We start from the raw sequence: 13952 nt of genomic DNA, 5'->3' as shown, positions 1-13952 counted from the left end.
AGAAATGCATATATGGTACGAGAGACCATTGCATAATACAATACCTTTTAATTTAGTCCAGAGAGGCTGAGAAAGGAATATAGTTGAAGTGCCCATAGGGGCTTCTTTGTGCAAACTATTTGACCTTTTGCCCTGGGCAAAAGGTCTTTTTTGTTACGTGAGTTAGGAGGAAATCATGGGACAAGTTAGCCTAAAAGGCAAAGATTTATTGGGTTTGCAAAATGTGTCACCTGAAGAAATCAAATTGATTTTAGATGTGGCAAAGAAAATGAAGAAAATCGTTCTTTCTGATGACAAGAAGGTTCCACTTTTAAAGGGGAAATCCATTATCAACCTTTTTATGGAACCAAGTACTCGTACCCGTAGTTCCTTTGAGTTAGCCGGTAAATACTTAGGGGCTGACGTAATCAATCTTTCTCCTAGTGGATCTTCCATGGGTAAAGGTGAAAGCTTCCGCGATACATTATTAACTATGTCCTACATGGGTACAGATGCTATCGTAATGCGCCACAGCGCAGAAGGTGCACCTTTATACGCTACGAAAGCCGTAGATCCGATTATCATTAACGCAGGTGATGGCGCTCATGAGCATCCAACACAAGCATTACTAGACATGTATTCTATCTTAGAGAAAAAGGAATCTATTGAAGGATTAAAGGTGGTTATCCTTGGCGATATAATGCATAGTCGCGTAGCACGCTCCAATATTTATGGACTTACAAAAATGGGGGCTGATGTACATTTAGCTGGTCCTCGTACAATGGTATATCCAGAACTTGAAAAATTAGGTGTTACCGTACACCACGATATTCGTGAAGCAGTGGCTGATGCAGATGTAGTTAACGTACTTCGCATTCAATTAGAACGCATTCATTCTGCATTGTATCCTACAAATAGAGAATATGCTCGTATCTTTGGTATTAACAATGATATATTAAAATTAGCTAAAGATGATGTAATGGTAATGCATCCAGGTCCTATGAACCGCGGCCTTGAAATTGCACCAGATGTAGCATATTCTGATCAATCCGTAATTCAAGAACAGGTACGTAATGGCGTAGCTGTACGTATGGCTGTATTGTACTTAACTATTATCGGAGGTGACGGTAGTGAGCTTGCTTATTAAAAATGGTACGGTAGTTAATCCGGCAAAAAAACAAAATGAAGTAGCAGATGTTCTCGTAAAAGATGGTAAAATTGCAGCCATCGGTCAAAACTTGAGTGCTGAAGGTGCTGAAGTTTATGATGCAACAGGGCTTATCGTAGCACCTGGTCTTATCGATATTCACACACATTTGCGTGAACCAGGCCAAGAAGCTAAAGAAGATTTCCACTCTGGTACACAAGCGGCTGCTGCAGGTGGTTTCACACGTGTTGTCACTATGGCTAATACTAACCCAGTTGTAGATAATGCTGCACTTGTAAGAGGTTTACAAAAACAGGCTGAACTCACTGGCGTTGTGAAAGTAGAATTTATTGGCGCTGTATCAAAAGGTCTAGAAGGTAAGGAACTTGCTGAAATGGGCGATATGGCAGAAGCTGGTGTAGTAGCATTCTCCGATGATGGTCACTATGTAGAAAATGCTGCATTTATGCGTCGTGCCTTAGAATACTCCTCCATGTTTAATAAAATGGTTATCGACCATGCAGAAGATATTACATTGACTAAAAATGGCCATATGCATGAAGGTATTGTTTCTTATGAATTAGGTGTTATTGGTCGTCCTGCAGTAGCTGAAGATTTGGCTGTTGCTCGTGATATCTTGTTATCTGAAATGACAGGTGGTCATATCCATATCGCCCACGTAAGTAGTAAAAATACGGTAGATATGGTGCGCCGTGCGAAGGCTAAAGGCCTTAATGTAACATGTGAAGTTACAAGCCAACATTTATCTTTCACAGATGAATACCTACGCGAATATAACCCAGCATTCAAAATGGCTCCTCCAATTCGCTCTGAAGATCATCGCCAAGCATTATTAGAAGGCTTGAAAGATGGTACAATCGATGCGATTATTACAGACCATGCACCACATGCATATGAAGAAAAAGACCATGAATTCTGCTGTGCACCAAATGGTTTCAGTGGCCTAGAAACATCTTTGGCGGCGGTTATTACTAATGCATATGGTCCTGATAAACTAAGCATCGATCAAGTTGTGTACTATATGAGTACTCGACCAGCTGAGTTGATGCACCTTGATGCAGGTGTTCTTGAAGTTGGCAAGCCAGCAGATATTACTGTATTCTCTACAACTGAAAAATGGACAGTAGATCGAAATAAATTCTATACAAAAGGTAAAGTTAGCCCATTTGATGGTATGACTGTTACAGGTAAAGCTAAACTCACAGTCGTTGATGGCAAAATTGTTATGAAGGAGGGCGTAGTCTTATAATGAAAGGCAAGTTAGTTCTTGAAGATGGTTCCGTGTTTGAAGGTTCCTTATTAGGTGGCGCCCCAACGGTAGGCGAAGTTGTATTTAACACAGGTATGACAGGGTATCAAGAAATCTTGACTGATCCATCCTATGCGGATCAAATTATTACATTAACCTATCCTTTAATTGGTAATTATGGTACTTTAAATTCTATTACTCAAGGTCCTAAACCATATTGTAAAGGTTTTATTGTAGGTGAACTGTGTGACTTTCCATCTAACTGGCAAAATGAAGGCCTATTTAGTGAGTATCTTCGTTTGCACGGCATCCCTTGCCTTTATGATGTAGATACACGTGCAATTACACGTGTTCTTCGTAACCATGGTGTAATGAAGGGCGTACTTGTACGATCTGATTACCCTATGGAGGATATTCAAAAATTGTTTAAACAAGACTTGCCAACAGATCAAGTTATGCGTGTAACTACAAAATGGCAAGGTATGCGTGGAGATAAAAATGCTGAATTCCACGTAGCGGTAATGGATTATGGTGTAAAGGAAAATATCCTTCGCTCTCTAGAAGCTGCAGGCTGTCGTCTTACTGTATTTCCTGCAGATGCTAAGGCCGAAGATGTGTTGGCAGCAAATCCAGATGGTATCTTTTTATCTAATGGCCCTGGAGACCCTCAAGATCTTGGCTATGCAGTAGAAGAAGTAAAGAAGATGTTTGGTAAGAAACCAATCTTTGGCATCTGTATGGGGCATCAAGTATTGGCACAAGCTTATGGTGGGACTACATTCAAATTGAAATTTGGTCACCGTGGTTCTAACCATCCTGTACAAGATTTACGTACTGGTCGGGTATATATTACATCTCAAAATCATGGCTATGCGGTAGATGATACTTCTTTGCCAGCTTTTGTAGAAATTACACATCGTAGTGTAAATGATGGAACCGTAGAAGGTATGCGTCATAAAGAATTGCCAATCTTCTCCGTACAATACCATCCAGAAGCATCCCCAGGACCTACTGATAACCTATATTTATTTGACGAATTTGAAGACTTAATGAGAAAGGGAAAATAATATGACCTCAGAAGCAAAAAAAGTACTTGTAATTGGTTCTGGTCCAATTATTATCGGCCAAGCTGCAGAGTTTGACTATGCTGGCACACAAGCATGCCGTTCCCTTCGAGAAGAGGGTTATAAAGTAGTATTGGTTAACTCTAACCCTGCTACTATTATGACTGATACAGATATTGCAGACCGCGTATATGTAGAACCGATTAGTCTTGAATTCGTAACAGAAGTAATTAAAAAAGAACGCCCTTGGGGCTTGTTGGCTACATTAGGTGGTCAAGTAGGCCTTAATATGGCCGTACAATTGTCTGAAGCTGGCGTATTAGAAGAATATGGTGTAAAACTTCTTGGTACAACTCTTGAAGCTATTAAACAAGCCGAAGACCGTGAACTCTTCAAAGAAGCGATGAAGGAAATTAATCAACCAGTTCCTGAATCCGATATCTTTAACGATCTTGAAGAAGCAGTAACCTTTGCTAATCGCATTGGGTATCCTATTATCATCCGCCCTGCATACACGTTAGGCGGTACAGGTGGCGGTATTGCCCATAACGAAGATGAAATGTATGAAATCACACGTCGTGGTTTGAAACTTTCACCAATTCACCAAATTCTAGCAGAACGTTCCGTTGCAGGCTGGAAAGAAATTGAATACGAAGTAATGCGCGATAGTGCAGATAATTGCATCATCGTATGTAACATGGAGAATATTGACCCTGTTGGTGTGCATACTGGGGACTCTATCGTTGTGGCACCAAGCCAAACCTTGAATGATATTCAATACCAAATGCTGCGTACCGCATCCGTTGAGATTATCCGTTATTTAAAAATCGAAGGTGGTTGTAACGTACAATACGCTTTGAATCCAAATAGCAACGAATATATTGTTATCGAAGTAAACCCTCGCGTATCTCGTTCCTCTGCATTGGCATCTAAAGCAACAGGTTATCCAATTGCGAAGGTAGCCGCAAAAATTGCAGTAGGCATGACATTGGATCAAATTACAAATGCTGTAACAGGCGAAACAAAAGCATGCTTCGAGCCTACACTCGACTATGTAGTAACGAAGTTCCCACGTTGGCCATTTGAAAAATTCAATTTGGCGGACCGCACATTGGGCACTCAAATGAAGGCTACTGGCGAAGTTATGGCTATCGACCGCTCTTTAGAAGGGTCTTTGTTAAAAGCAATTCGTTCCTTGGAGATCGGTTTAGACCATATTGAGCTTAAGAAAATCGCCCATGAATCCATGGAACAGCTTATCGAACGTTTACACTTAGTAGATGATGAACGTATCTATGTTGTGGCAGAAGCTCTTCGCAAGGGGATTAGTGTAGAAAAAATCCACTATATTACAAAAATTGATACATTCTTTATTGAAAAAATCAAAAACATTGTTAATGTAGAAAAAGCATTGGCTGAACAGGGCTTAACAGAAGATGTATTGCGCAAAGCAAAACGCTATTCCTTCACCGATTCTGTTATTGCTCGCTATGCTAATACAACTGTAGAAGAAGTTCGCGCAAAACGTAAAGAATGGAACATTCTACCAACATATAAATACGTAGATACATGTGCGGCAGAATTTGAATCTAAAACGCCGTACTATTATAGTGCCTATGCGCAAGAAGATGAAGTTAAACCACTAGGTGAAAAATCTGTAGTAGTACTTGGTTCTGGGCCAATTCGCATTGGTCAAGGCGTAGAGTTTGACTATTGTTCCGTACACTCATCTTGGGCACTCCGTAAAGCGGGTTACCAATCCATTATGATTAATAACAACCCAGAAACAGTTTCTACAGACTTTGATATTTCTGATTCTTTATACTTTGAGCCATTGACTGTGGACGATGTTATGGAAATCATTGATAAAGAACAGCCAGTTGGCGTTATCGCTCAATTCGGTGGACAAACAGCGATTAACTTGGCAGGCCCATTGGCTAAGCGCGGTGTAAAAATTCTTGGTACATCCGTGGATAGCATCGATATGGCAGAAGACCGTGAACGCTTTGATGAATTGTTGGCGAAACTTGGCATTCCTCGTCCAGTAGGTGCTCTGGTAACCTCTGATGAAGAAGCACAAGAAGCAGCTAAAAAGTTAAAATACCCATTAATCGTTCGTCCTTCCTATGTATTGGGGGGGCGTGCGATGGAAATCGTATACAATGATAAAGAGCTTGATGTATACATGAAGGAAGCCGTAGTAGCATCTAAGGAGCATCCTGTTCTTATCGACCGTTACATGGTTGGTATGGAGGTAGAGGTTGATGCTATTTCCGACGGTACTGATGTATGTATCCCTGGTATTATGGAACAAATCGAACGTGCCGGTGTTCACTCTGGTGACTCCATGGCCGTTTACCCAGCTCAACACTTGAGTCAAGAATTGATTGATCAAATTGTTGACTATACACGTCGTATTGCAGTAGGTCTTAATGTTAAAGGTGTGCTTAACATTCAATACATCGTGGCTGATGGTGAACTTAATGTAATCGAAGTTAACCCTCGTTCTAGCCGTACCGTGCCATTCATTTCTAAGGTAACAGGTATTAACATGGTGGAATGTGCAACACGCATTGCGCTTGGTGAAAGCTTAATAGATTTGGGCTTGCCACTTGGTCTTGTACCTAATAAACCTTATGTAGCTGTAAAAGCACCTGTATTCTCCTTCTCCAAAATGGGGCTTGTGGAAATCGCCCTTGGACCTGAAATGAAATCTACTGGCGAAGTTATGGGGATTGGTCGTACATATTCTGAAGCTTTATTCAAAGCTATCAATGGTGCAAACATGCGTATTCCAGAGGATGGTACAATTCTCATGACAGTAGCAGACCGTGATAAAGCAGAAGCTTGTGAACTTGCAAAAGGGTTCATCGATCTTGGTTATCATATTGAAGCAACTGGTGGTACAGGTAAATACTTTATCGAACACGGTGTTGATTGTAAGGTGGTTAATAAAATCTCTGAAGGGGATGACAACTGTGCTGACCACATTCGTCAAGACAAGGTCGATCTTGTACTTAATACATTGACTGCAGGTAAACGTCCTGAACGCGAAGGCTTCCAATTACGTCGTCTCGCTGTAGAAATGGGTACACCTTGCTTAACAAGTCTTGATACAGCACGGGAAGTATTGCGTGTTGTGGCGAATCGTAAAGATGATGCTAACTACTCTGTAGAAGCGTTACAAGATTTTGAATTGGAGTAATAACCATGAGTGGCTATGTAGAACAGGGCGAAGTCGTTCGCAATGAGCAAATAGGCTCTGATGTGTGGATTATGGATATTCACGCACCAAAACAAGCAGTAGAAGCAAAGGTAGGACAGTTTTGTAATGTTCGCGTAGCGGACTCTACGGCGCCATTATTGCGCCGCCCTATTAGCTATGCTGGATTTGATGCCCGAAAGGGTACGATTACCCTTTTGTATCGCGTCGTAGGTAAGGGGACTGAGATTATGACACATCTCGTACCTGGCGATACATTAGATTGTTTAGGCCCTTTGGGCGAACCGTTTGTAACATCTAATAATATGCTTCTCATTGGCGGTGGCGTTGGTATTGCACCGATGCTATGTATCGCATCTCATTTGAAAGAAGGTGAAGAAGCACAAGTTATTTTGGGCTTTAGAAATGAAAGCGAAACCTTCTGGGCAGATTTATTTAAAGATACACCTGTTCAAGTCCACATCACTACTGATGATGGTAGTGTGGGCACAAAAGGTTTCCCTACGGCTATTATGCCTGACCTAATTAATGCTAATTCCTTTACTTCTGTCATGACTTGTGGTCCTACGCCGATGATGAAAGGCGTAGCTCAAGTGGCTAAAGAACTGAATGTGCCTTGCCAAGTTTCTCTTGAGGAGCGTATGGGCTGTGGTACTGGAGGTTGTTTAGGCTGTGATTGTGATGGTGCAGAAGGTAAACGCTATAAAGTTTGTAAGGATGGTCCTGTATTCCCCGCTGAGGAGGTGTTCTTTTAATGCATGAACGCGATTTAAATAACACCGTTACGCCAAATCCAAAGCTTGCCATTGATTATTGCGGGATTAAGATGAAAAATCCTATTATCGCCGCATCTGGCACCTTTGGCAATGGCCCTGAGTATGCTGGGTATTTAGATCTTAGCAATGAGATAGGAGCTATCTCCGTAAAAGGTTTAACACCTAAGGGGCGTCACGGAAACCCTGGAACTCGTATTGCAGAAACACCATCTGGCGTATTGAACTGCATTGGCCTTGAAAATCCTGGAGCTGAACATTTTGTTAGAGAAATTCTACCAGAGCTTAAGAAATATGATGTACCATTGCTAGCGAATATGTCTGCGGGCACAATTGATGAGTTTGCTTGGATGGCAGAGACATTATCTGTAGATGGCATTGCAGGGTTAGAAGTCAACGTATCTTGCCCAAATGTAGAATGTGAAGGCATGGCTTTTGGTGTAGATCCAAAGGTTGTTGAATCGGTAACTAAAGCGGTTCGTAAGGTAACGGATAAACCTGTTATCGTTAAGCTTTCACCAAATGTAACAGACATTGTAGAAATCGCAAAGGCTGTTGAAGCAGGCGGTGGTAATGGAGTAAGTCTAATTAATACCTTGTTGGGCATGGCTATAGATATTCACCGTCGCAAGCCTGTATTGGGGAACACTTATGGTGGATTATCCGGCCCAGCCGTAAAACCCGTGGCTCTTCGCATGGTGCACCAAGTTTATAAAGGGGTAACTATTCCTATTATTGGTCTTGGTGGTATCATGACTGGCACAGATGCTATCGAATTTATGATGGCAGGGGCGCAAGCCGTTCAAGTTGGTACAGCTACGATGGTAGATCCAACAGCAATTTCACGTATTGCCCGTGAAATGAGCGAATATGTAGAACAATATAATCTTAACAGCATCACTGATATTGTAGGTGCTGTTCATCAAGTATAACAGAATCATATATACGGCGAGCTTAAACAACCATAAGAATTGTCGTTATATAGGATATGATACAAAAAGACCTAGTACATTTAGTACTAGGTCTTTTCTTATGTATTGAATTGGGGTCTATAATTACATAGATGCCAATTATATAGACTGTTAATGTCATAGTATGGTAATAATATGTATAATTATGATTATACATATGCTTTGTAGAAGTCAATAAATTGCTGTGCTACTGGGGAAAGTGCATGGCCTTTAAGTGTGATAAAAGCTTTTTTGAAATCCCCCGAGAATTCTGGTAATTTGATGCGGGCCATTTTGCGATGATTGATGAGTTCCTTAGCGTCCATTGGGACTAAAGAAACTGTACGTCCAGAAGAGGCCCACTCAATAGCTGAGCTTTTAGTTGTGGTGATAGCTACCGCATTAAGTTGCTCCATATCTGTTAAGCTAGATTGCATAATCATTCGGACAGAGCCACCAGAAAGGGATAGAGGACATTTTTTTATGTCTTCCCACGTGATGGTATCATGCTCACGATCTGTCCAGAATACATCACGGCGGAAAATAGCGTATAAATGCTCTTCTTGGGTAAGCAGAATATCGAATTTATCGATATCTACCATTTGAATATTGGCGATACCTAATTCGGCGCTACCGTTGATGAGTTGGGTCACTACATTTGTCATAAGTCCTTCATAAATTTCAAAATGGACAGATGGATATTTCATGGAAAAAGCTGGTAAATATTGCTGTACGATTGGCGTTGAACGAGATGCAGACGTCGCAATGCGTAAAGTACCTTCAATGCGTGAATTCAATTGTTGTACAGCATTATATGTAGATTCTTCAATAGAGCAAAGTTGTTGTGCTTTTTCATAGAAGATTTTACCAGCATCTGTTAATTGCAAGTTTGATCCTCGTTGGCCGCGTTTAATGTTGATTAATTGAGCCCCAAATTCAGCCTCTAAATATTTCAACTGCTTACTTAACGCTGGTTGTGTAATATGAAGAATCTCTGCGGCCTGTGTCATATTGCCCGTTTGAACAAGGGTAATAAAATTGTGGTAGTAAGATGTATCCATAGAATCTCCCTATTATACACATAATATGATAAATAAAAATTATAACGAACTAAGTAACGGTCATTTCACATTTAATAAAATGCTATATATACTAAATTCAACAAAGTAATAGAAAGTAAATTAAGTTTTAAATTATCTTTCTATACTTATCACAAATTTTGATATATAACAATAGTTAAGAAAGTAGGTACTACTATGGGCGTGGTAAAAAGAACATTAAGTCGAGCAATTCGTAATTGGGAAGCACGTAGATTAATGACGGCTCGTAATAAAATTAGCCGGAAAAAACAATTAGAACGAGTATGGCCTTATCCTATGACTAAGGAAAAACGTCGTGAACTCGGTCAAGGTATAGCCGGTTTAGTTAATAACGGCAATTAAAAGTTTGGAATCTACTAACTAGATTATTTATCTAGTGGTAGTACCACCTCAATAGAATCTAATACATTACAAGTAGCAGCTCCATGACTTATGTCTTGGAGCTCTTTTTGTATGCGCTCTACATCAGTAGGTGGTATTAGGATTGTAATGTCTACATATTCACCAAAGCTTGCTTCATAGTGTAATTTTTCATCCTGTACATATCTTTCTACTGCTCCATACAGTGAATAGTCAATCTTTGCTTGTAGCCGAGTTCGTGTTGTATGTAGTTCTTTAGGCGCAAGACGTAAGGTTTCCGCAACGGAGTGTGAATAGGCCCGAATCAAGCCACCAGCGCCCAATTTAATGCCTCCAAAATAACGTGTTACGACGACGGCTACATTGGTAATACCAGTCTTTTTGAGTACTTCTAGCATTGGTTTACCTGCTGTGCCTGATGGTTCTCCATTATCGGAAGATCGTTGTTGTTCTTGCTGTGGGCCTAATGTATAGGCTGTGCAGTTATGGCGCGCATCCCAGAATTCTTTATTGATGCGGCTTATAAAGGTTTGGGCTTCCTCTTCAGTCTTGCAAGGATATACTGTTGTTATAAACCGTGATTTTTCAACAACATATTCATGGCGAAATTCCTTTGCTACCGAAGTAAATTCCACTGTAGGGCTTACTGATTCAGACATATATTCACCTCCTTTGGAATCAAAGTTTATGTTTATTCATCATCACTTTATTATAATCTATTTATGAAGGCTATGTATAGGTAAAAGCGGTTAATTCCCTTATAAAAAAGAAATAGCCTCTATATTTGGTAGGATATTGACGTAATGAGAATTTATGTTATTATTAAATGTAGATATATGAGTAGTTAGTCATGTAATATGTTCATATATTGAAGTTTTAGAATATATTGAAACATTCTTAGTGAACGTGTTTATGGCTATTTTATTTACAATAGGATATATAGCTTTTTATAGATAGATGTTTAGACGTATATTTAAGTACATAAATACAAAATATAGTACGAATTTGTAATAATATAGTAAGTTGTAAGATAAGATATATCTACAGAGTAGAAAGGCCTGTGAATATGAGCGTAAAAAAACAAGAATTTGATATTACAGGTATGCACTGTGCAGCCTGTGTAAAACGCGTTGAAAATGTCGTTTCTAAAGTTGATGGCGTAGAATCTGTTAAGGTCAACCTCTTAACTAGAAAGGGGAGCGTTGAATATAAAGATGGCGCTACTATAGATTCACAACAGATTATTGATGCCATTACAAATATTGGTTTTGGTGCTGCAGAAGCAGACGAAACAAAGCAAGAAATAGAAAAGGTTAACTTAAAACCTCATATTACACGCCTTATTATTGCCGCCTGTATGGCGGTACCGATGATGATTAATATGACCTTACATCGATTTGGTATTCAGGCATTGCCTGTATGGGTAGAGTTTGTTCTTGCTACTATTGCTCAGTTCGGTCCTGGTCTCATGTTCTATAAGAGCGCCTGGAGTGCAGTGAAAAATGGGGCGCTTACGATGGATGTGCTCGTTGTAATGGGCACGACGGTAGCTTATCTATTCAGTATCTATAACTGGCAATTTCACCCTGAATTAGGCCCTCATGGAATATATTTTGAAACCTCTGCGTGGCTCATTACTTTTATCCTTCTTGGTAAACTCTTAGAAGAGATTGCAAAAGGGCGTACCTCCGAAGCACTTCAAAAATTGATTGCCTTACAACCTGCAACGGCTCATGTGTTGCGTGATGGAGAATTTATTGATATCCCTACATCTAAGGTGGTAGCCGGTGATATTTTACAAGTTCGTGCAGGTGAAAAGATCCCTGTTGATGGCACGATTACTGAGGGATATTCCACAGTAGATGAGGCTATGCTGACCGGTGAAAGCTTACCGGTAGAAAAACAAGTTGGTTCTGAAGTTATTGGTGCTACTATAAACCTAAGTGGTGCTTTTACCATGGAAGCCAAGCGTATCGGTTCCGATACGATGTTGTCTCAAATTATCAAGGTTGTAGAAGAGGCACAAACCTCCAAGGCTAGTATTCAACGTATTGCAGATATCGTGGCTCAATATTTTGTACCGACCGTTATTGGCCTTGCTGTTTTGACAGGTCTTGTGTGGTACTTCATTATGGGAGATTCTATTAACGTTGCTCTCATTAATGCAACAGCGGTACTGGTTATCGCATGTCCTTGTGCGCTTGGCCTTGCTACACCAACATCTATCATGGTTGGGTCTGGACTTGGTGCGGAACACGGTGTGCTCATCAAGAGTGCAGAATATCTTGAAAAAGCGGGTAAACTCGATGCCATTGTTATGGATAAAACCGGTACCCTTACACAGGGTGTATTGGATGTGACGGCTTTTAAAAATTATAATGGTGATGAAAGTACTAATATGTCTATTATGATGGCTCTTGAAAGTGGTACATCTCATCCGATTGCAAAGGCTATGGTTTACTACGGTGAAGATCAGGGCTACAAAGGTAAAGCTGTTGAACTTGAAAGTTTCACCGATGTACCAGGTAAAGGGTTACAAGGTGCCTACCAAGGCGTATCCGTACAACTTGGGCACAGTCGTTGGATGAACGAACTAGGTTATGATTTAACGGCGGTTCAAGAAGATATTTTACAATTTGAAGAACAAGGCGCCTCCGTATCTGTTCTGGCTATAGATGGCGTTATTAGTGCTATGTGGGCTGTAGAAGACGAATTACGTCCAGAAACTATTGAGGTTGTAAAAGAGTTACATGCTCAAGGTATTGATGTATGGATGCTTACTGGTGATAATCGTCGAACTGCTCAATATATTGCTAAACAGGCGGGTATCGCCCATGTTATAGCTGAAGTATTGCCTCAGGATAAGGCTAGCAAGGTAAAAGAATTGCAAGATAAGGGCCTTGTAGTGGGGATGGTTGGTGACGGTATCAATGATGCTCCTGCTCTTGTTACGGCAGATATTGGCTTTGCTATTGGCAGTGGTACAGATATTGCGGTAGAAGCAGCCGATATCGTCCTCGTACGTAATGATTTGCATACACTGGTACAAGCTGTACGACTCAGTCGTAAAACAATGACAAACATTAAGCAAAACCTATTCTGGGCATTGATCTTTAACTGTATTGGCATTCCTTTGGCCGCTATCGGTGCGTTAAACCCTATGATTGCTGGCACGGCGATGGCATTTAGCTCTGTTACAGTTGTAAGTAATTCACTTCGTTTGAAACGAGCTAAAATTTAAGATTATACATATAATTGAATACTATAAAGCACCTATACAGAGGTATAGGTGCTTTATTATATCTACAGACATATAGTTAAGTATATATTTATATCTTGTATTGAGACGTGAAATGGATATTTAATTCCTACGATAATGGTGTTTTTAGACGGCTTATGATTTGTTATACTGAATATAGTGATTGATTTAAAAGAGAGGTTCATGATTATGAAATTAAGTACTCGAGACATTGTCTATATTGGTTTTATTGCCGCGTTATGTGCAGTGGCTACTACAATTCGCATTGAAATACCAGGTGGCGCTATGGTTCATTTAGGATCGGCTGCACTCTTTACAACATCTATACTTTTTGGTGGATTATATGGAGGCTTGGGTGCGGCAATTGGATCTGCACTATTTGATCTCTTTGGTGGTCATACACAGTACATCGTATTCTCTTTCTTTATTAAAGGAATTGCAGGACTTATCGTAGGTGGTATGACTGCAGGCTATTTGCCACCCTCTATTACAAAACCAACTGCATCCTTTGGTCGTATTTTAGTAGCCCTTATTATTGGTGCTGTTTGGACCGCTTTTGGCTACTTCCTTGCGTGGTGGTTCGTTCTTGAAAGTGCGGTCGTGGCGGCTAGTAAAATTCAATACTCTTTGATTACAAGTGCCGCAGGAATTGTGGTTGCTATTGTATTAACCCCTAAATTACAAACGATAGTACGCAGATTGTTTACTAAAAATTAATTTATATAATGTTTTAGGCAGATAATGGTAAAATATCTATAATAATCTAATATATTTATAATGACCTAATACACTTATATAACTGCCTTTTCAATACATACAAAAGCCTT

The 13952-nt window shown here is 40.1% G+C and carries 11 protein-coding genes; 9 read left to right on the top strand and 2 right to left on the bottom strand.

Translation table 11 applies throughout. The features are described from left to right. The first annotated feature begins 175 nt into the window (after positions 1-175). Genes HMPREF0874_RS09355 through HMPREF0874_RS09330 form a run of 6 tightly spaced genes read left to right on the top strand, consistent with a single transcriptional unit; the run spans position 176 to position 8388 of the window. Positions 176-1126 (top strand): aspartate carbamoyltransferase catalytic subunit, encoded by a 951-nt coding sequence (locus HMPREF0874_RS09355; RefSeq protein WP_008603420.1) that lies wholly within the window; start codon positions 176-178, stop codon positions 1124-1126. After that, a complete protein-coding gene (locus HMPREF0874_RS09350) occupies positions 1110-2396 on the top strand; it encodes a dihydroorotase (RefSeq protein ID WP_004698506.1) in 1287 nt (428 codons plus the stop codon). Before HMPREF0874_RS09355 ends, HMPREF0874_RS09350 begins: the two co-directional genes overlap by 17 nt. Continuing rightward, positions 2396-3463 (top strand): glutamine-hydrolyzing carbamoyl-phosphate synthase small subunit, encoded by a 1068-nt coding sequence (gene carA, locus HMPREF0874_RS09345; RefSeq protein WP_004695539.1) that lies wholly within the window; start codon positions 2396-2398, stop codon positions 3461-3463. The genes HMPREF0874_RS09350 and carA overlap by 1 nt, the downstream gene beginning before the upstream one ends. Before the next feature lies 1 nt (position 3464). Continuing rightward, on the top strand, positions 3465-6665 hold the full coding sequence (gene carB, locus HMPREF0874_RS09340; protein ID WP_004698494.1) for a carbamoyl-phosphate synthase large subunit: 3201 nt from the start codon (positions 3465-3467) through the stop codon (positions 6663-6665). A 5-nt stretch (positions 6666-6670) separates the two neighbouring features. Beyond that, on the top strand, positions 6671-7438 hold the full coding sequence (locus HMPREF0874_RS09335; protein ID WP_008603419.1) for a dihydroorotate dehydrogenase electron transfer subunit: 768 nt from the start codon (positions 6671-6673) through the stop codon (positions 7436-7438). Continuing rightward, positions 7438-8388 (top strand): dihydroorotate dehydrogenase, encoded by a 951-nt coding sequence (locus HMPREF0874_RS09330; protein WP_004698485.1) that lies wholly within the window; start codon positions 7438-7440, stop codon positions 8386-8388. The genes HMPREF0874_RS09335 and HMPREF0874_RS09330 overlap by 1 nt, the downstream gene beginning before the upstream one ends. Positions 8389-8576: 188 nt before the next feature. Here HMPREF0874_RS09330 and HMPREF0874_RS09325 read toward each other — a convergent pair whose 3' ends face one another. After that, on the bottom strand, positions 8577-9467 hold the full coding sequence (locus tag HMPREF0874_RS09325) for a LysR family transcriptional regulator (RefSeq protein ID WP_004695545.1): 891 nt from the start codon (positions 9465-9467) through the stop codon (positions 8577-8579). A gap of 195 nt (positions 9468-9662) precedes the next feature. Between HMPREF0874_RS09325 and HMPREF0874_RS09320 the strand changes: the two genes are divergently transcribed. Beyond that, on the top strand, positions 9663-9848 hold the full coding sequence (locus HMPREF0874_RS09320; RefSeq protein ID WP_004698441.1) for a hypothetical protein: 186 nt from the start codon (positions 9663-9665) through the stop codon (positions 9846-9848). Between the two features lie 23 nt (positions 9849-9871). Here the strand turns inward: HMPREF0874_RS09320 and HMPREF0874_RS09315 are convergent, their stop codons facing one another. Then, positions 9872-10525: a YigZ family protein gene (locus HMPREF0874_RS09315; protein ID WP_004698470.1), complete on the bottom strand. Its 654-nt coding sequence runs from the start codon at positions 10523-10525 to the stop codon at positions 9872-9874. A 407-nt stretch (positions 10526-10932) separates the two neighbouring features. On the opposite strand from HMPREF0874_RS09315, the gene HMPREF0874_RS09310 reads away from it, so the two are divergent. Both HMPREF0874_RS09310 and HMPREF0874_RS09305 read left to right on the top strand, forming a co-directional pair. Then, entirely contained in the window at positions 10933-13107 is a 2175-nt protein-coding gene (locus HMPREF0874_RS09310; protein WP_039965493.1) for a cation-translocating P-type ATPase, read from the top strand. Positions 13108-13314: 207 nt separating this feature from the next. After that, on the top strand, positions 13315-13842 hold the full coding sequence (locus HMPREF0874_RS09305) for an ECF transporter S component (protein WP_008603416.1): 528 nt from the start codon (positions 13315-13317) through the stop codon (positions 13840-13842). Positions 13843-13952: the final 110 nt, after the last annotated feature.

The organism is Veillonella sp. 6_1_27 (genome assembly GCF_000163735.1).
Lineage (GTDB): Bacteria > Bacillota > Negativicutes > Veillonellales > Veillonellaceae > Veillonella > Veillonella parvula_A.
The sequence above is the reverse complement of the archived record's forward strand: the minus strand, read 5'-3'. Positions and strand labels throughout refer to the sequence as shown.

Excerpts from the sequence above, each read along its gene's own strand:
- HMPREF0874_RS09355 (WP_008603420.1), top strand. The coding sequence starts at position 176 with ATGGGACAAGTTAGCCTAAAAGGCAAAGATTTATTGGGTTTGCAAAAT.
- carA (WP_004695539.1), top strand. The coding sequence starts at position 2,396 with ATGAAAGGCAAGTTAGTTCTTGAAGATGGTTCCGTGTTTGAAGGTTCC.
- carB (WP_004698494.1), top strand. The coding sequence starts at position 3,465 with ATGACCTCAGAAGCAAAAAAAGTACTTGTAATTGGTTCTGGTCCAATT.
- HMPREF0874_RS09335 (WP_008603419.1), top strand. The coding sequence starts at position 6,671 with ATGAGTGGCTATGTAGAACAGGGCGAAGTCGTTCGCAATGAGCAAATA.
- HMPREF0874_RS09330 (WP_004698485.1), top strand. The coding sequence starts at position 7,438 with ATGCATGAACGCGATTTAAATAACACCGTTACGCCAAATCCAAAGCTT.
- HMPREF0874_RS09325 (WP_004695545.1), bottom strand. The coding sequence starts at position 9,467 with ATGGATACATCTTACTACCACAATTTTATTACCCTTGTTCAAACGGGC.
- HMPREF0874_RS09320 (WP_004698441.1), top strand. The coding sequence starts at position 9,663 with ATGGGCGTGGTAAAAAGAACATTAAGTCGAGCAATTCGTAATTGGGAA.
- HMPREF0874_RS09315 (WP_004698470.1), bottom strand. The coding sequence starts at position 10,525 with ATGTCTGAATCAGTAAGCCCTACAGTGGAATTTACTTCGGTAGCAAAG.
- HMPREF0874_RS09310 (WP_039965493.1), top strand. The coding sequence starts at position 10,933 with ATGAGCGTAAAAAAACAAGAATTTGATATTACAGGTATGCACTGTGCA.
- HMPREF0874_RS09305 (WP_008603416.1), top strand. The coding sequence starts at position 13,315 with ATGAAATTAAGTACTCGAGACATTGTCTATATTGGTTTTATTGCCGCG.